The sequence below is a fragment of the Methylobacterium sp. BI1 genome, from assembly GCF_056680125.1.
The window spans coordinates 3,082,586-3,099,304 of sequence record NZ_CM155267.1 but is presented as its reverse complement, the minus strand read 5'-3'; the positions used below and the strand labels follow the sequence as shown (position 1 = coordinate 3,099,304).

Genomic DNA, 16,719 nt, shown 5'->3' with positions numbered 1-16,719 from the left:
CAATCTAGTCCCCGGGGCCCGGCGGGCCAAGGGCGGCCCGGCGCCCCGCACCGTCGCAGGGGGAGCGACCGGGGCCCTACGGGCGGAACCCCTCGAACACCATCTGGTCGGCATGGGCCTCGGCGTGGCGGCGCTGGTCCGGGTTGCGCACGGTCCAGGTCATCACCGGGCGCTGCCCGAGGATCCGGCACAGAACGGTGGGCGCGCAGGGCAGGTCGTCCACCCGCCAGGACAGGAAGTCCGGCCGGGTCTCGTCGAAGTGCAGCAGGTCGGAAAGGGCCCGCCGCCGGCTCGGGGCCAGCTTGGCGTAGGCCGGATCGTCCTGGCGCGTCTCGGCCACGATGCCGCGCGGGAGCCCGGGCGCCAGCGTCCGCAGGGCGGCGACGATGTCCGGATCGAAGGACTTCAGCGCCACCGGGCCGTCATAGGCGACCGCGAGGGCGGCCACGCGCTCGGCGAGCCGCAGGTCGCCGGTGTGGCGCGACTTCACCTCGATCACGAGGGGCGTGCGCCCGCCGATCCGGGCGAGGAAGTCCGGCAGGGTCGGGATGCGCTCGGCGCTGCCCGCCACCGCCAGGGCCGCGAGGGCGGCGGCCGGACGCGCGCCGACCGCCTCCGTCGCCGTGGTCAAGCGGCCCAGGGTCTCGTCGTGGAACACCATCGCCTCGCCGTCGGCGCTGCGCTGCACGTCGCACTCGATGGCGTAGCCGCCCCGAATCGCCGCCTCCGCGGCTGCGAGGGTGTTCTCCGGCACACCGCCCGCCCGGTCGTGCAGGCCGCGATGGGCGATGGGCTGCGCAGTGAGCCAGTCGGGGGCGTTCGGGCTCATTTGACCTCGAACATCGCCTCGACCTCGACGGCCGCGTCGAGGGGCAGCTCCGCGACGCCGACGGTGGAGCGGGCGTGGCGGCCGCGGTCGCCCAGGATCTCCACCATGAGGTCGGAGGCGCCGTTCATGATGCCGGCCAGCCCCGCGAAGGTCGGGACCGCGTTGATGAAGCCGCCGAGGCGGATGCACTGCACGACGCCGTGGTCGAGGTCGCCCACCGCCGCCTGGAGCTGAGCCAGCACGTTGAGGGCGCAGAGCCGAGCGGCGGCGACGCCGTCCTCGGCCGAGACCTCGGCCCCGAGCTTGCCCTTGTGCGCGTCGGCGATTCGGCCGTCGGCCCCGAAGCAGATCTGTCCGGAAATCACCACGAGGTTGCCGCTGCGCACGAAGGGCACGTAGTTCGCGACGGGGGCCGCGGCCTTGGGCAGGGTCAGGCCGAGGGCCTCCAGGCGTTCCGTGACAGTGCTCATGCTGCGTCGTTCCTCTGCTGGGCGGCGGCGGGGGGTCCGGCCGGCGTGACGCGGCTCTGAGCACTTCCACGTCGTAGGCGCAAGGCACGACGGAAGGCGGGCCGCGCATCGCGCGCGCAACAGCCTAATTGGCAGGCATGTCAGGTCTGTGAACCCGGTCTGTCGTTGACAGAATTGGGCATTTCTCTAGTAATCGCGCGCGTGCCGCCCCATCCGAGGCGGCACTTTCATTTGGTGCGGTCGCGTTCCTCGCGTGCCCGCGAGACACACGGGAAGACGGGATCGTGACATCCGCCCTTCTGCCGACCTATGCCCGGGCTCCCATCGCCTTCGAACGCGGCGAGGGCGCATGGCTCGAGGCGCGCAGCGGCGAGCGATACCTCGACTTCGGCGCCGGCATCGCGGTGAACGCGCTCGGCCACGCCCATCCGCACCTCGTGCAGGCCCTGACCGCGCAGGCGCAGAAGCTCTGGCACACCTCGAACCTGTTCGAGATCCCGGAGGGCGAGCGGCTGGGCCGGCGCCTCGTGGACGCGACCTTCGCGGACGTGGCCTTCTTCGCCAATTCGGGCGCCGAGGCCAACGAGGCCGCCATCAAGATGGCGCGCAAGTACCACGCTGCCGACGGTCATCCGGAGCGCTTCCGGATCATCACCGTCGAGGGCGCCTTCCACGGCCGGACCCTGGCCACGATCGCGGCCGGCGGCCAGCAGAAGTACATCGAGGGCTTCGGCCCGAAGGTCGACGGCTTCGACCAGGTGCCCTTCGGCGACCACGAAGCCCTGCGCGCCGCCATCGGCCCGGAGACGGCCGCGATCCTGATCGAGCCGATCCAGGGGGAGGGCGGCGTGCGCCCGGTGCCGCCGCAATGCCTGCGCGGCCTGCGCGAGCTCTGCGACGCGCACGGCATCCTGCTGATCATGGACGAGGTCCAGACCGGGGTCGGGCGCACGGGCAAGCTGTTCGCGCACGAGTGGTCGGGGGCGGCCCCTGATATCATGAGCGCGGCCAAGGGCATCGGCGGCGGCTTCCCCCTCGGCGTCTGCCTCGCGACCGCGAACGCCGCGCGCGGCATGACCGCGGGCAGCCACGGCACCACCTTCGGCGGCAACCCGCTGGCCATGGCGGTGGGCAACGCCGTCCTCGACGTGGTGCTGGCCGACGGCTTCCTCGATCATGTCCAGCGCATGGGCATCATCCTGAAGCAGCGCCTCGCCGCCCTGCAGGACCGGCACCCGGCCGTCATCGCGGACATCCGCGGCGAGGGCCTGATGCTCGGCCTCAAGCTCCACGTGCTGAACACCGAGTTCGCCGCCGCCGCCCGCGACGCCCACCTGCTGGTGATCCCGGCGGGCGACAACGTGGTGCGCCTGCTGCCGCCGCTCATCATCACCGAGGCCGACGTGGCGGAGGCGGTCACCCGCCTCGACACGGCGGCCGGCCGGCTCGGGACGCGCCTGCGCGGTGCCGCCGAGTAACCGCGAGACGCGAGTCACCGCCAGACATGGGACGCGCCGGACCGCCGCCCATCCCGGCCGCAACGCCGGACCCGCCCCGACCGAAACGGCCCTGACCGGATTTGCCCAGACCGGGACCACGCACACGAAGAACGGACCGATGACCACGACACTGAACGGGACCGGCCACGGAACCCGCCACTTCCTCGACCTCAAGGATTTCTCGGCCGAGCAGCTGCGCACGGTGCTGGACGCCGCCGCCCGCATCAAGGCGCGCCGCCGCAAGGGCACGCTGGCCGAGGACCGCCCCCTCATCGGCAAGACCCTGGCGATGGTGTTCGACCGGCCCTCGACCCGGACCCGGGTTTCGTTCGACGTCGGCATGCGCGAGCTCGGCGGCGAGACCCTGATGCTGACCGGCAGCGAGATGCAGCTCGGCCGGGGCGAGACCGTGAGCGACACCGCCCGGGTGCTCTCGCGCTACGTCGACGCGATCATGATCCGCATCCTGGACCACGGCCTGATGCTGGAGCTGGCCGAGTACGCCACCGTGCCGGTGATCAACGCCCTGACCAAGGTCTCGCACCCGTGCCAGATCATGGCCGACCTCCTGACCTTCGAGGAGCATCGCGGGCCGATCCAGGGCCGCACCGTGGCCTGGTCGGGGGATGCCAACAACGTGCTCGCCTCCTGGGTGCACGCCGCCGCGCGCTTCGACTTCACCCTCAACATCGCGGCTCCGCCGGAGCTGTCGACGCCCCAGCCGCTCCTTGACTGGGCGAAGGCGCAGGGCGCCGCCATCAACGTCACCACCGACGCCTACGAGGCGGTGGACGGAGCGGATGCGGTGGTCACCGATTGCTGGGTCTCCATGGGCGACGAGGACGACCAGCACCGGCACAACCTGCTGGTGCCCTACCGGGTCGACGCCCGACTGATGGCGGCCGCGGCCAAGGACGCGATCTTCATGCACTGCCTGCCGGCCCATCGCGGCGAGGAGGTCACCGCCGAGGTGATCGACGGGCCGCAATCGGTGATCTTCGACGAGGCCGAGAACCGCCTCCACGCCCAGAAGGGCATCCTCGCCTGGTGCTTGCAGGCCCACGGCCTCTGACGGCCGGGACCGCCCCGGGGAAACGGCCCGGTGCGGGACCACCCGTGCACGGGCCGCATCCCGGCCCCGTCGCGCCGCCGGGCCCGGACGCCTATATAGGGACCATCCTTCCCTGAGGGTTGGGCGCGGCCGCGCGACGAGCGCGGCCGTTCCGACCGGTGCGCCGCCGACACCGTTCGGCGATCTCATGACCCTGCCCCCGAAGGGTCGCGTGGTCCGTGGCCCAGCCCTCGCGTTCGTCGAGCCCGATCGGAGCTGCCATGACTTCTGGAATGCCTGCTGGAACGACCGCCGGATCCGTCCCGCCGCTCCTCATCGAGGGCGACGACGACGTGGTGCTGCCCTTCGCCGTCGAAGCCCTCGACGTACGCGGCCGCGTGGTCCGCCTCGGCCCGTCCGTCGACACCATCCTGCGCCGGCACGGCTATCCCGACGCGGTGGCCCGCCTCCTCGGCGAGGCGGCGGCGCTCACCGTGCTCCTCGGCTCGTCCCTGAAGTTCGAAGGCCGCTTCCAGCTCCAGACCAAGACCGACGGCCCGGTGGAGATGATCGTGGTCGACTTCGAGGCGCCCGACCGCCTGCGCGCCACCGCGCGCTTCGACATCGCGCGGGTGGAGGCCCTCGGCACCGGCCCGCTCCGGGACCAGGACCTGATCGGGCAGGGGCACCTGGCCATGACCATCGACCAGGGTCCCACCAGCAGCCGCTACCAGGGCGTCGTCGCCCTGGAGGGCCAGAGCCTGGAGGAAGCGGCGCACCAGTATTTCCGCCAGTCCGAGCAGATCCCGACCCAGGTCCGCCTCGCGGTGGCCGAGCAATATGCCGGCGGCGCCCGCACCTACCGGGCCGGCGGCCTTCTGGTGCAGTTCCTGCCGCAATCCATCGACCGGGCCCGCCTCGCCGACCTGCCCCCGGGCGACATCCCCGAGGGCCACGCCCACCTCGACGCGAACGGCGTGCCCGAGGACGATGCCTGGGTCGAGGCGCGCAGCCTCGTCTCCACCATCGAGGACCACGAGCTCGTCGACCCGGAGGTCTCGGCCGAGCGCCTGCTCTACCGCCTGTTCCACGAGCGCGGCGTGCGGGTGTTCGAGGCGCAAGCCGTGCGCGAGCAGTGCCGCTGCTCGCCCGAGCGGGTGATGGGCATGATCACCTCGTTCTCGCCCCAGGAGCGCCGGGACATGATCGCCGATGACGGCCGCATCGGCATCACCTGCGAGTTCTGCTCGCGGCGCTACGACCTCGACCCGGCGGCGGTGGAAGCCGAAGTCGCGGCCCAGTCGGACAACTGATCCAAAGCTGCCGCGACAGGTGTCGTGGCAGCATCGTCAAGCTTGACCGTTGTCGAAGACAAGACGCTGCAAGTGCTCGCATCCACAGCCGGGATTTGTATTTGAACCGTTTCTGAGGTTTCGACGTTTGGGGTTTCTCAAGAGTGCTCAACAAGAGCTCAGGAGGAACGTCGATGAAGAAATTCGTGCTCGGCAAAAATCTGGTCAGCAAGAATCTGGTCAGCAAGAATATCGTCGTCGGTCTGACGGCACTGCTGATGACGACGTCAGCCTACGCCCAGGGCGCGGGTCAGGCCGGCACCGCCGGCGGCAGCGAGGCCGGCGGCCGTGGTGGGGCCGCGGCCCGCAGCCAGGGCGGCGCCGAGGGCGCTTCAGGTGGCACCCGCAGCGAGATGGGCGGACGGGCCGAGGCCGGCGGACGCCGCGAGGGCGGCCGCATGGAGAGCGGCGGCCGCGGCGACACGGCGGCCCGAGAGTCCCAGGGCCAAGCCTCCCAGGGCCAAGCCTCCCAGAGCCAAGCCTCCCAGAGCCAAGCCTCCCAGAGCCAAGCCTCCCAGAGCCAAGCCTCCCGGGGCCGGGATTCACAGAACAAGGATTCGCAGTCCCGCAGCGCGGACCGGGGCGACCGCGACGGCGCGCGCGGCGACCGGGCGACCCGGACCTCGTCCCGCCAGGATTCCGCGTCCCGAGAAGATCGTGTCGGCGGCCGCGAGCAGCGCGACCGCGTCTCGGTGAACACCCGCAGCGAATCGCGCAGCGAGCGCTTCGAGGGCGGACGCCGCTCGGGCCGCTTCGTCTTCATCGGCGGCCAGCGCGTGGTCTACGGCTCGCCGGAATACCGGCGCCTCGTCACCATCGAGCATCGCGGCGGCGACCGCGTGGTCGAGCGCTCGCGCCGGCGCTACGTCACCATCCGGGGCCAGCGCGTCCTCTACGGCTCGCCCCAGTATCGCCGCCTCGTGCGCGTCGAGGAGACGACCACCCGCCGTCCCGGCATCCGCTACGTGGTGGTGCGCGGCCAGCGCGTGGTCTACGGCTCGCCCGAGTACCGGCGCCTGACGGTGACCGAGCGCCGGGGCGGCACCGTCGGCGCCCGCTTCGAGGAGCGCGGCTTCCGCGGCAAGGCGGTCTCGTCCCGCACCGAGGAGCGGCGGGACACGCGCAACGTCCGCTCGACCGAGAGCCCGTCGCGCGACGGCATCCGCAACGCCGACACCCGCCAGCAGGGCGGCCGCAACGGCGCCTCGGCCGAGCGTGACACGAACCGCGACCGCGGGACCGAGGGCTCTGGCATCCGCAACGCGGCCGACCGCTCGGGCGGCGCCGAGCGCGGCACGATGAACACCGGCAGCCGGACCGGCGGTTCCGAGCGCGGCATGAATGCCGGCGCGCAGGGCGGCAAGGCCGGCAGCATGGGTGGCGGAAACACGGGCGGTGGCGAGCGCGCCGGCGGGCAGGGCGGCGCGGGCCGCAACTGACCGCCAGCAAGTCACGAACCCGATCGTCACGCCGATCGCCTGATCGAAACCGGCGCCGGGTCTCCTCGCGGAGGCCCGGCGCCGCGCGTCGCGCTCAGGCCTTCAGGACCGGATCGGCGATCTCGCCGCCGCCCCGGCGGGCGAGGTAGGCGGGCTGGAACAGGCACATCCGCACCGCGTCGCGGTACTTGCCGTTGACGAAGAACTCGTCTTTCAGGATGCCTTCGGGCTCGAAGCCGCAGCGCTCGTAGATCCGCACCGCTCGGGCGTTGTCTTTGTCCACGTGCAGGTAGAGCTTGTGGATGTTGAGGACGCTGAAGGCGTAGTCCATGGCGATGCGCGTGGCCCGCGGGGCGTAGCCCTGGCCCTGGAAGGCCGGGTGGATCGCGATCTGGAATTCGCAGCGCCGGTGCAGGTGGTTGATCTCCACGAGCTCGACGAGGCCGGCGGGCGCCCCCTCCGAATTGGCGATGATGAAGCGCCGCTCGGTCTGGTTGTGGATGTTGCGCTCGTAGAGCTGCGCCAGTTCGGCGAAGGACTCGTAGGCCTCCTCGAACCAGTAGCGCATGATGCTGTCGTTGTTGTTGAGCTGATGCACGAACATCAGGTCCTCGCGCTCCAGCGGGCGCAGCTTCACCGGCCCGTCCGCCGCGATGGTGCGGGGCACGAAGGCGGTCATGGCGTCACGCAGGCCGCCGCGAGGCGGTCCATGAAGGCCTCGCCGGCCCTGAGCGCCGCGAGGGTGATGTACTCGTCCGGCTGGTGCGCCTGGTCGATGGAGCCGGGGCCGCAGACCACGGTGGGGATGCCGGCGACCTGGAAGCGTCCGGCCTCCGTGGCGTAGGGCACCGAGATCGTGTGGTTGCGCTCCGCCACCCGGAGGGCCAGCCGCTCGGCGGCCGAGCCGGGCTCGGGGGCGAGGCCCGGCACCGAGACCTCCTCCAGGGTCTCGATCCGCCCGTAATCGCCGTAGCGGTTGAGCCGGTCGCGCAGCACGGTGCGCACCTTGGCCTCGAACAGGGCCGGGATCTCGCCCATGTCGAGGTCGGGCAGGCCGCGGAACTCCCAGTGGAAGGTGCAGACCTTGGGCAGGATGTTGCGGGCCGTGCCGCCCGCGATGGTGCCGACATGCACGGTCGTGGCGGGCGGGTCGAAGCGGCCCGAGGCGTCGCCCCTGGCGATCATCGCGTCGGCGATCCGGTTCAGTTCGGAGACGAGGTCGGCCGCCGCCATCACGGCGTTGGCCCCGAGCATCGGCTTGGCCGAGTGCGCCTCGTGCCCGTGCACGGTGGTGAGGTAGGTGACGATGCTCTTGTGCGCGTCGGCCACCTCGAGGTCGGTGGGCTCGCCGACGATCACCGCGGCCGGGCGCGGCAGGTCGGCCCCGAAGCGCGCGATGGTGTCGGTCACGCCCAGGCAGGTGGTCTCCTCGTCGTAGGACAGGAGGATGTGGATCGGACGCTTGAGGTCGGCGGCCTGGAAGCGCGGGATCGCCGCGAGGGCCAGGGCGCAGAAGCCCTTCATGTCGACGGCGCCGCGCCCGTAGGCGCGTCCGTCCGCCACCCGCAGGGTGAAGGGGTCGGCGCTCCAGGCCTGGCCCGTCACCGGCACCACGTCGGTATGGCCCGAGAGCACGATGCCGCCGTCGACCATCGGCCCGATGGTGGCGAACAGGGCCGCCTTGTCGCCGGTGGCGTTGGGCACGCGCACGAAGGGCACGCCGAGGGCGTCGAGGGCGGCCGCCACGCTGTCGATGAGGGCGAGGTTCGATTTCGAACTCTCGGTGTCGAAGGCCACGAGCCGCGCCAGCCAGTCCAAGGTCTCCGGGCGCGGGCCTTCGGCGGACATGGCCCTAGTGCACGCTGCGGCGGACGTGGGGCGAATCGAGCGAGAAGGCCGGGATCTCCGCCTCGAAGCTCTCGCCGCCATGGGTCGCCATGGTGTAGCTGCCGGCCATCAGGCCGTCGGGCGTGGTGAGCGGGCAGCCGCTGGTGTAGCTGAACGATTCGCCCGGCTCGAGCACCGGCTGCTTGCCGACGACGCCGGCGCCGCGGACCTCCTGGGTCTCGCCGCGCCCGTCGACGATGCGCCAGTGGCGGGAGCGCAGCTGCACCTGCTCGGGGCCGTTGTTCACGATCTCGACCGTGTAGGCGAAGAAGTAGCGGCTCTCGGCCGGCGACGATTCTTCCTCGACGAAGCGTGGCATCACGGTCACGCTGATTCCGCGCGTCTGAGCCTTGTACATCCCCGTCATGCCTCCCTGGCCGGACCTGAACCCCGAGCGCGCTGCGTTCGCGACAAGCACAGGGCGCCGTGGTACGGCCCTCGCAAAACCGCGTCAATCGTGGCGAATGCGGGGGTGCCCGCGCAAGATCGAGGTCCGTGTCCCGTGGTCGAGGAGACCGTTTCGCCCCTGTCCGTCCGGTCCGCCGGCCGGGCCCTCCTCGCCAGCCTCGCCCTCGCGGGCCTGACCGCCGCCTTCGCCTGGGCGGCGCCCGAGCGCAACGGCTGGGCCGCCCTGGCGCTGGCCGTGGCGCTGGCCCTCGACCGGCTGGCGCAGGGGGCGGGGGCCTGGCTCGCCCGCCGCGGGGGCGGGGCGCCGCGGATCGCCGGCCTGCCCTCCGTGGTGCTGGCCTTCGGACCGGCCGCCGGCCTCGGCGCGGTCCTGTTCGCCGTCGCCCTGGCGGTCTGGCCCGCCGGATTCCCGATCCTCGCCAGCGCCCTGGCGGGGCTGATCGCCATGGGGGCCATCGCGCGCCTCGCCCTCGCCTGGATCGTTCTGCGGATCGACCGGGATCCGGAGGCTTAACCGGACCTTAGGCGATCCGGCCGCATTTCGTGCAGGATGCGGCGTTCCCGCCCCGGCCGCCGGGGTGGTGTCCGATGGACCAGCGGGTGGTGCGAGCGGATGCAAGACGGGATTCTGGCCGGGATTCGGGACGGGGCCGAAAGCCACCCGCACGGGATTTGGGCCGCGGCCGGAATCGCGGCGCTGACGCGCGCCGGCGCGATCCGGCCCGAGACGCCCTACGCGGCCGACCAGATCCAGCCCGCGAGCCTCGACCTGCGCCTCGGCGCCCGGGTGTTCCGCGTGCGCACCAGCTTCCTGCCCGGCACCCGCACGGTCTCGGCCTGCATCGCGGCCTTCGCGCTGCACGAGATGGACCTGCGCCAAGGGGCGGTTCTGGAGACGGGCTGCGTCTACATCGCCGAGCTGCAGGAGCATCTCGCCCTGCCGGGGGACCTCGCCGCCAGCGCCAATCCGAAGAGCTCCACCGGCCGCATCGACGTCTTCACCCGCGTCATCACCGACCGGGGCGCCGCCTTCGACCAGGTCGAGGCCGGCTATCACGGCCCGCTCTACGCCGAGATCTCGCCCCGCACCTTTCCGGTGAAGGTCCGCACCGGCTCGCGCCTGTCGCAGATCCGGTTCCGGCGCGGCGAGCCCCGCCTCAGCGACGCCGAGCTCGCGGCCCTGCACGCGGCCTCGCCCCTCGTCGACGCCCCGAACCCGACCTTCCAGGGCGGCATCGGCGTCTCCATCGACCTCGCGGGCTTCTCCGGCCTCATCGGCTACCGCGCCCGGCGCCATACCGGCCTCGTCGACGTCGACGCCCCGGGCGCCCACCGGGCGGCGGATTTCTGGGAGCCCCTGCACGCCGACCCGTCCCGGGCCCTGATCCTCGATCCCGGCCAGTTCTACATCCTGGCCTCGAAGGAGGCGGTGCAGGTGCCGCCGGACTTCGCCGCCGAGATGGTGCCGTTCGACCCCCTGGTGGGCGAGTTCCGGGTTCACTACGCCGGATTCTTCGATCCCGGCTTCGGCTTCGCCGCCGCCGGCGGGGCGGGGGCCCGCGCAGTCCTCGAGGTGCGCTCGCGCGACGTGCCGTTCCTGCTGGAGGACGGCCAGATCGTCGGCCGCCTCGTCTACGAGCGCATGGCCGAGCGCCCCGCCACGCTCTACGGCACGGGCGCCGGCTCGAACTACCAGGCCCAGGGGCTGAAGCTCTCCAAGCATTTCGTCTGATCGGCCCGAGGGAACCGTTCCCCCTGACGGGGCGGGGGCAGCGCTCAGGCGATCCCGAGGGCCCAGATCAGCGACAGGCTGACGATCAGGAGGACGACGAGCGAGCCGGTCACCGCCAGGGTGACCCGGCCGCCGACCCGGGCCAGGACCCGCACGTCCACGCCGAGGCCGAGGGCCGCCATCGACACCACGGTGAGGAGGCCCGCGAGGCGCGTCACCGGCTGGGAGGCGGCGTCCGGGACGAGGCCGACCGAGCGCAGGGTCGCCAGCGCCAGGAACCCGAGGATGAACCAGGGCACGATCCTGAAGAAGCCGAGGCGCCCGGGCCGGCCCTTGGCCGAGGCGCCCTCCGCCGGCAGGTGCGGCGCAATGAACGAGAAGGCCACCACCACGGGCCCGAGCATCAGGACGCGCACGAGCTTGACCAGGGTGCCGACCTGGGTCGCCAGGATGCCCACCGGCACCGTGGCGGCGAGCACCTGCGGCACGGCGTAGACCGTGAGGCCCGCCAGGGTGCCGTACTGGTGCTCGGACAGGCCGGCGAGGGGGATGAACAGGGGCAGGCCCAGCACCATCAGCACGCCGAGCACCGCCGTGAAGGCAATGGCGGCGACCACGTCCTTGCTGTCGGCCCCGATCACCGGCGCCACCGCGGCGATGGCGGAGTTGCCGCAGATGGCGTTGCCGCAGGCCACCAGGATCGCCATGCGGGGCGGCAGGCCGAGCACCCGGCAGATGGCGTAGCTGGCCACGATCGCCAGCACCACCGTGGCGACGATGCCGACGAGGAGGCTCGTGCCGGAGGCGACGATGGCGCCCAGGCTGATCGAGGCGCCGAGCAGGGTGACGGCGAGCTCCAGTACCTGCTTGGCCGAGAAGGCGATCCCGGCTCGGAAGCGCTCGCCCGGGCTCCACATGGTGCGCAGCGCGATCCCCAGCAGGATCGCGATGACCAGGGCCTCGACGTAGGGGTGGCCGGTGGCGCGCTCCTCCAGGGCCTGCACGACCAGGGCCGCCGCCGTGACGGCGAGGCAGACGAGGAGGCCGGGCACCAGCGAGGCGATGCGACCGCCGGCGACCCCCGGCTTGCCCGCGCCGGCGGGAGCCGTCGGGATGCTCTTGGTGCTCATGCTGCCTTTCCGCGAGGCAATCGGAAGGAAATTCTGCCCCGGGGCCGGCGGCGAGAACAATGCTCTCCGGTGGCGAAAAACTTCGCAAAACCCATCCATTGATTGGGCAGGGTCGAAGCGCGACATTCACCCCCATGAGCAACCGGTCCGACCACGCAGCGATGGCCTACGATCCCTTCGGCGAGCCCGTCGAGATCGCGTGCCAGGGCGCGCCCAGCGCGGGCGACCGTCGGGCGCGCAACGTCGCCGTGATCGGCTTCTGGCTGATCGCCGCGACCCTGACGGCGAGCCGCGTCTACCTGGCCGACGAGCCGGTGGCGCAGATGGTCGCGAACGCTCATGCGCAGGTTGCCGCCTTCATCACCGCCATCCTGTAAGGCTCCAGCCCCGTCCGGTGCCTAATACGCCGCCGCAAGGTAGTCGGCGATGGCCTTGCCGTCGGCCTCGTCGACCGGGGCGTGATAGACCTTGCGCATCTTCGTCACCTCGCTGGTCCAGAAGGCCGCGCCCTGGCCCGGCGGCTGCATCGCGATGTAGTCGACCGAGTGGCAGCTCTGGCACTGGGCCTCGGCGGCCGCGAGGCCGGCCTCGTGGCCGGGCGCCGGGCGCAGTTGCGCGGTCGGGTCCGGCAGGGCGTAGGTCCGGGGCGCGGCGGCGGCCGGCCGGCTCGCCCAAACCGATCCCGCCAGGAGACCGGCTCCCGACACGAGGCCGGCGGCGGCCAGCGCCGCTGCGCGGAGACGCACGTTCATCCTGTTTCCCCTCATGCTGCCCGCACCCGTACGGTCTCGACCCCGTTGCGCATGTAGCCCGGCGGATTCCAGCGCGACTCCATCGGCTGGGTGGCGCCGTCATGGCCCGTCGCCCGGACCCGGAGAGCATGCGCCCCCGCGGGCAGGTCGACGGACAGGCTCCAGGGCCGGAACGCATAGCGCCCGAGATCGGGACCGAGGCTGGCCTCGGTCCAGCTCCGCCCGTCATCGGTGGAGACCGCCACGGCCCGGATGCCCGAGCCGCCGTCGAAGGCGATGCCGCGCAACGCCGTCCGCCCGGCCGGGATCGCGGCCCCGTCGGCGAGGTTGGTGACGAAGGAGCGGATGGCGAAGCGGTTGATCGGCACGGTGGCCTTGGGGGTCTGGCCGGGCTCGACGCAGGCGCAGGCATTGTCCGGGATGCGGTAGGCCGCGCGCATCCAGAAGCCCTCGTAAGGCTTGTCCGTCACCGTGATGGCATTGAGATGCTTGACCCAGTAGGTGCCGTAGAAGCCCGGCACCACCAGGCGTAGGGGATAGCCGTTGAGCCAGGGCAGGTCCTCGCCGTTCATGGCCCAGGCCAGCATCACCTCGCCGTCGCGGGCATGGTCGATGCCGAGGGCCTTGGCGAAGTCCGGGGTCTCGGGCAGGACCGGGCCGTCGAGGCCCTCGAAGACGACCTGCACCGCCCCGGCCTTCACCCCCGCCCGGTCGAGCACGGCCTTCAGGGGGACGCCGGTCCAGCGGGCATTGCCCATGGCGCCGTTGGCGAGCTGCCCGCCCGCGACGCGGGGCGTGACGAAGCCGCGGGAGTTGCCCGAGCACTGGTTGACCGCGACGATCTCGGCGCCCGGCATCGCCTTCAGCTCTGCCAGCGACAGGGCGACCGGCCCGTCCACATGGCCCGACACCGTCAGGCGGAAGGCCTCGGGGTCGATGGCGGTCGGGATGTCGGCCAGGTGGTAGCGCACGAAGAAGGCGTCGTTCGGCGTGATCACCCCCTCGTCGAACACCGCAAAGGGTGTCTCGAGCTGCGGCGGCCGCGCCGTCATCTGCAGGAGCGGGCGCTTGCCCGGATAGGCCACCAGGGGGCGCTCGCCGTTGCCGAAGGGGAGGGTGACGCTCTCGGCGCGGGCCGCCCAGGGCGCCAGGGCGGCGCCGGAGGCCGCGATCAGGCCGGCCCCGGCCCGCCGGAGGAGCGTTCTGCGATCGGTCTCGGTCATCCCGGTCTCTCCCGTCCGGTGGCTGGCGTCCCGCGCGGTCAGCGCAGGACGGAGGCGTAGTGGATGTCCTCGGTGAGGCAGGTCGACAGGCGCCACTCCACCGGCCGGTCCTCGAGATCCACGGCGACGCGGTCGACCTCCAGCACCGGGATTCCCGCCGGCACCCCCAGCAGGGGCGCCTTGTCGGGGGCCAGGGCGATCGCCTTCAGGCGTTCGTGCGCAGTGGCGATCGTGATGCCGAATCGGGTCGCGTAGAGGCTGTAGAGCGTGTTCGGCAGCTCCATCGCGGCCAGGCCGGGGAACAGGCTCGACGGGACGGCGATCGTCTCGACGAGGCAGATCCGTCCGTCGAGGGCGCGCACCCGCTCCAGCCGCACCACGCGCGCGTTGCGCAGCAGGGCGAGCCGGTCGCGCTCGTCGATGTTGGCCGCGGCCTCCGCGATCGCGACGACGCGGCTGGTCGGGGTTCCGGCGACCGCCCCGTCGGGGCGCAGCTTGAAGAAGCGGAAGACGCTCTGCTTGTCGTCGTGCTCCGCCACGAAGGTGCCGCGGCCCTGGCGGCGCACCAGCAGGCTGTCGGCGGTGAGCGCGTCGAGGGCCTTGCGGACCGTGCCCTGGCTGACGCCGAGCTCGGCCGCCAGCACCCCCTCGCTGGGCAGGATTTGGCCCGGCTGCCAGACGGCGTCGGCGAGGCGGCGCAGGAGCGTGTCGTAGACCTGCCGATAGAGCGGCCGGAAACCCACCGCATTCCCACCTGTGCGTTCCATGTCGGTGCGCCGCTGCTCCCCGGGCGTGGGCGGAGGAAAGGAGAGGTTTCCCAGCACGGTGTCCCGTCCCTCGTTAAGGCCGAGCCCGCCTCCGGGCAATCGGTCGATCCGCAGAGCCGGCGGCCGGGGGCGGGTCCCGCTCGGGAGGGCGGCCTTCATCGTCAGAGCGCCTCGATCTCGGCCACGACGGCGTCCGGGACGCCGAGCCCCTCGGCCTCGGCCCGGGCCCGGAGGGCGAGGCGGCGGGCCCCGGGCAGGCGGGCCCCGTCCTGCGTCTCGATGGAGCCGGCGAGCTCCGCGAACCGGGCCAGCGCGCCGGGGCCGAAGGCATCCGCCGCGAACGCGACGACGAGTTGCCCGGTGCCCGGCGGATCGCCCTCGGCGTCGAGGAACGAGCTCGCCTCGCCGGCGAAGCGCCCGCCGGTCAGGCCGGCGGCGAGGAGCTCCACCATCAGGGCCAGCGCCGTGCCCTTGGCGTCGCCGAGCGGCACCATGGTGCCCTTCAGGGCGGCGGCCGGGTCGGTGGTCGGCGCGCCCGCGGCGTCGAGGGCCCAGCCCTCGGGGATGGCCTCCCCGCGCTGGCGGGCGGCCATGATCGCGCCGCGGGCTACCTTCGAGAGGGACAGGTCGACCACGATCGGCGCACGGCCGGGCAGGGGGCAGGCGAAGGCGAGGGGATTCGTCCCGAACACCGCCCGGGATCCGCCCCAGGGCGCCATGGCGGCGGGGGTGTTGGCCAGCAGGATCGCCACGAGCCCGGCCTCGGCCAGGGCCTCGACGGGGCGGCCGGCCGCGCCGCAATGGTGCGAGCGCCGGATGCCGGCCGCCGCCACGCCCTGCGCGCGGACCACGGCCGGGAGCTGCTCCACCACGGCGTCGAGGGCCGGGTAGGCGAAGCCGTGGGCGGCGTCGACGGCCAGCAGGCCGGGCCTGGGCCGCGTCACCGCGACCGCGGCGTCGCCCACCACCTTGCCGGCCCGGACCTGGGCCGCATAGGAGGCCACCCGCGACAGCCCGTGGCCCTTCAGCCCGTCGGCCTCGGCCCCGACCAGGGCGCGGGCGACGCTGTCGGCGGCGGGCGCGCGGGTTCCGCAGCGGACCAGGGCCGCGCGGACGAGGGCGTGGGCGGCGGCGAGGCTCAGGGTGGTCATCGCGGGTCAGTCCTCGGAGAGGTGGCGGCGCACGGCCTGGGCCGTGACGCGGGAGACGCGCACGTTCGATTCCCGGGTCACCCCGGCGATGTGCGGCGTCAGGACGAGGTTGGGCACGTCGCGGAAGAGGGCGCCCGCGGCGGCATCGAGGGGTTCCTGCGGGAAGACGTCGAGGGCGGCCCCGCCGAGATGCCCGGCCCGCAGAGCCGCCGCCACGGCCACGCCGTCGACCACCTCGCCCCGGGCGGCGTTGATCAGCACCGCCCCGGCGGGCATCCGGGCGATGGCCTGCGCATCGATCATCCCCCGGGTCTCGGGCGTCAGGGGCACGTGCAGGGACAAGACGTCGCTGCCGGCGATGAGCGCCTCGCGATCGACGCGCGCCACCGGGCCCCCGTCGGGCCGCCAGGCCGGGTCGTCGGCCGGCAGGAAGGGGTCGTGGGCCGCGACCTGCATCCCGAGGGCGAGGGCGCGGCGGGCGGTCTCGCGGGCGATGGCGCCGAAGCCGACGAGGCCGAGGCGCTTGCCCGCGATCTCCCGGCCCATCAGGGCGTTGCGCGGCCAGGTCCCGGCCGCCACCGCGGCGCTGGCCCCGTAGGCGCCGCGCAGGAGCAGCATCGCCGTGCCGATCACGTACTCGGCCACCGCGACGTCGTTGGCGCCGGTGGCGGGATAGACGGCGACGCCGCGGGCCCGGCAGGCATCGAGGTCGATGTTGTCGAGGCCGACGCCCAGGCGCCCGACCACCTTGAGGTCGGGGGCGGCGGCCAGGAGCGCGGCGTTCACCTGGGTGCGGTTGCGGACCACGAGGGCGTCCGCGTCGGCCAGGGCCGCCCGGAGGTCCTCCGGCCGGTCGACCAGGGCCGGGTCGTAGAGGGTCGCGAAGCCGCCGAGCTCGGCCGCGACGGCGGCCTCGTCCATGAACTCGGCGATCACGACCTTCGGCACGCGGCCGGTCCGGGACGTGGTCGTCTGTGTGGGCGTCATGTCGGATGGTGTCACGGCGCTGGGCCTCCGGTTTGCGGGGAC

The 16,719-nt window shown here is 72.9% G+C and carries 18 protein-coding genes; 7 read left to right on the top strand and 11 right to left on the bottom strand.

Features of this window, described 5'->3' with window-relative positions; all coding sequences use genetic code 11:
- Window positions 1–76: 76 nt before the first annotated feature.
- Both AC1MGR_RS14590 and AC1MGR_RS14585 read right to left on the bottom strand, forming a co-directional pair.
- Window positions 77–829: a glycerophosphodiester phosphodiesterase family protein gene (locus AC1MGR_RS14590; protein WP_480232064.1), complete on the bottom strand. Its 753-nt coding sequence runs from the start codon at window positions 827–829 to the stop codon at window positions 77–79.
- Complete coding sequence (locus AC1MGR_RS14585) at window positions 826–1,299, bottom strand: RidA family protein (RefSeq protein WP_108036036.1); 474 nt, start codon at window positions 1,297–1,299, stop codon at window positions 826–828. Before AC1MGR_RS14585 ends, AC1MGR_RS14590 begins: the two co-directional genes overlap by 4 nt.
- Before the next feature lie 284 nt (window positions 1,300–1,583).
- Here AC1MGR_RS14585 and AC1MGR_RS14580 point away from each other — a divergent pair, with 284 nt between their 5' ends.
- The 4 genes from AC1MGR_RS14580 to AC1MGR_RS14565 all read left to right on the top strand — a co-directional run bounded on the left by AC1MGR_RS14580 (window position 1,584) and on the right by AC1MGR_RS14565 (window position 6,640).
- Complete coding sequence (locus tag AC1MGR_RS14580) at window positions 1,584–2,777, top strand: aspartate aminotransferase family protein (protein WP_108036038.1); 1,194 nt, start codon at window positions 1,584–1,586, stop codon at window positions 2,775–2,777.
- A 139-nt stretch (window positions 2,778–2,916) separates the two neighbouring features.
- Window positions 2,917–3,870 (top strand): ornithine carbamoyltransferase, encoded by a 954-nt coding sequence (argF, locus tag AC1MGR_RS14575; RefSeq protein WP_480232063.1) that lies wholly within the window; start codon window positions 2,917–2,919, stop codon window positions 3,868–3,870.
- A 272-nt stretch (window positions 3,871–4,142) separates the two neighbouring features.
- Window positions 4,143–5,162 (top strand): Hsp33 family molecular chaperone, encoded by a 1,020-nt coding sequence (locus AC1MGR_RS14570; protein ID WP_480232062.1) that lies wholly within the window; start codon window positions 4,143–4,145, stop codon window positions 5,160–5,162.
- 173 nt (window positions 5,163–5,335) lie between these two features.
- The gene (locus AC1MGR_RS14565) at window positions 5,336–6,640 is read left to right on the top strand and encodes a hypothetical protein (protein ID WP_480232061.1); all 1,305 of its coding nucleotides are present in this window, start codon (window positions 5,336–5,338) and stop codon (window positions 6,638–6,640) included.
- A 94-nt stretch (window positions 6,641–6,734) separates the two neighbouring features.
- Here the strand turns inward: AC1MGR_RS14565 and speG are convergent, their stop codons facing one another.
- The 3 genes from speG to apaG are packed head-to-tail and all read right to left on the bottom strand — an operon-like array spanning window position 6,735 to window position 8,885.
- Window positions 6,735–7,319: a spermidine N1-acetyltransferase gene (gene speG, locus AC1MGR_RS14560; RefSeq protein ID WP_108036046.1), complete on the bottom strand. Its 585-nt coding sequence runs from the start codon at window positions 7,317–7,319 to the stop codon at window positions 6,735–6,737.
- Window positions 7,316–8,488: an acetylornithine deacetylase gene (gene argE / locus AC1MGR_RS14555; RefSeq protein ID WP_480232060.1), complete on the bottom strand. Its 1,173-nt coding sequence runs from the start codon at window positions 8,486–8,488 to the stop codon at window positions 7,316–7,318. Before argE ends, speG begins: the two co-directional genes overlap by 4 nt.
- A 4-nt stretch (window positions 8,489–8,492) precedes the next feature.
- Window positions 8,493–8,885: a Co2+/Mg2+ efflux protein ApaG gene (gene apaG, locus AC1MGR_RS14550; protein ID WP_055950877.1), complete on the bottom strand. Its 393-nt coding sequence runs from the start codon at window positions 8,883–8,885 to the stop codon at window positions 8,493–8,495.
- A gap of 144 nt (window positions 8,886–9,029) precedes the next feature.
- Between apaG and AC1MGR_RS14545 the strand changes: the two genes are divergently transcribed.
- Together AC1MGR_RS14545 and AC1MGR_RS14540 are read left to right on the top strand one after the other, a co-directional pair.
- On the top strand, window positions 9,030–9,449 hold the full coding sequence (locus tag AC1MGR_RS14545; RefSeq protein ID WP_480232059.1) for a hypothetical protein: 420 nt from the start codon (window positions 9,030–9,032) through the stop codon (window positions 9,447–9,449).
- Window positions 9,450–9,548: 99 nt separating this feature from the next.
- The gene (locus tag AC1MGR_RS14540; protein ID WP_480232058.1) at window positions 9,549–10,667 is read left to right on the top strand and encodes a 2'-deoxycytidine 5'-triphosphate deaminase; all 1,119 of its coding nucleotides are present in this window, start codon (window positions 9,549–9,551) and stop codon (window positions 10,665–10,667) included.
- Between the two features lie 44 nt (window positions 10,668–10,711).
- Here the strand turns inward: AC1MGR_RS14540 and AC1MGR_RS14535 are convergent, their stop codons facing one another.
- The gene (locus AC1MGR_RS14535; protein ID WP_480232057.1) at window positions 10,712–11,797 is read right to left on the bottom strand and encodes a YeiH family protein; all 1,086 of its coding nucleotides are present in this window, start codon (window positions 11,795–11,797) and stop codon (window positions 10,712–10,714) included.
- A gap of 134 nt (window positions 11,798–11,931) precedes the next feature.
- Here AC1MGR_RS14535 and AC1MGR_RS14530 point away from each other — a divergent pair, with 134 nt between their 5' ends.
- Complete coding sequence (locus tag AC1MGR_RS14530; protein ID WP_480232056.1) at window positions 11,932–12,174, top strand: hypothetical protein; 243 nt, start codon at window positions 11,932–11,934, stop codon at window positions 12,172–12,174.
- Between the two features lie 21 nt (window positions 12,175–12,195).
- Here AC1MGR_RS14530 and sorB read toward each other — a convergent pair whose 3' ends face one another.
- The 5 genes from sorB to AC1MGR_RS14505 all read right to left on the bottom strand — a co-directional run bounded on the left by sorB (window position 12,196) and on the right by AC1MGR_RS14505 (window position 16,638).
- Window positions 12,196–12,549: a SorB family sulfite dehydrogenase c-type cytochrome subunit gene (gene sorB / locus AC1MGR_RS14525; protein WP_480232055.1), complete on the bottom strand. Its 354-nt coding sequence runs from the start codon at window positions 12,547–12,549 to the stop codon at window positions 12,196–12,198.
- An 11-nt stretch (window positions 12,550–12,560) separates the two neighbouring features.
- On the bottom strand, window positions 12,561–13,772 hold the full coding sequence (sorA, locus tag AC1MGR_RS14520) for a SorA family sulfite dehydrogenase catalytic subunit (RefSeq protein WP_480232054.1): 1,212 nt from the start codon (window positions 13,770–13,772) through the stop codon (window positions 12,561–12,563).
- A gap of 38 nt (window positions 13,773–13,810) precedes the next feature.
- On the bottom strand, window positions 13,811–14,539 hold the full coding sequence (locus tag AC1MGR_RS14515; protein WP_108036370.1) for a GntR family transcriptional regulator: 729 nt from the start codon (window positions 14,537–14,539) through the stop codon (window positions 13,811–13,813).
- A 161-nt stretch (window positions 14,540–14,700) separates the two neighbouring features.
- Complete coding sequence (locus AC1MGR_RS14510; RefSeq protein ID WP_108036060.1) at window positions 14,701–15,690, bottom strand: Ldh family oxidoreductase; 990 nt, start codon at window positions 15,688–15,690, stop codon at window positions 14,701–14,703.
- Between the two features lie 6 nt (window positions 15,691–15,696).
- Window positions 15,697–16,638 (bottom strand): NAD(P)-dependent oxidoreductase, encoded by a 942-nt coding sequence (locus AC1MGR_RS14505; protein ID WP_480234803.1) that lies wholly within the window; start codon window positions 16,636–16,638, stop codon window positions 15,697–15,699.
- Window positions 16,639–16,719: the final 81 nt, after the last annotated feature.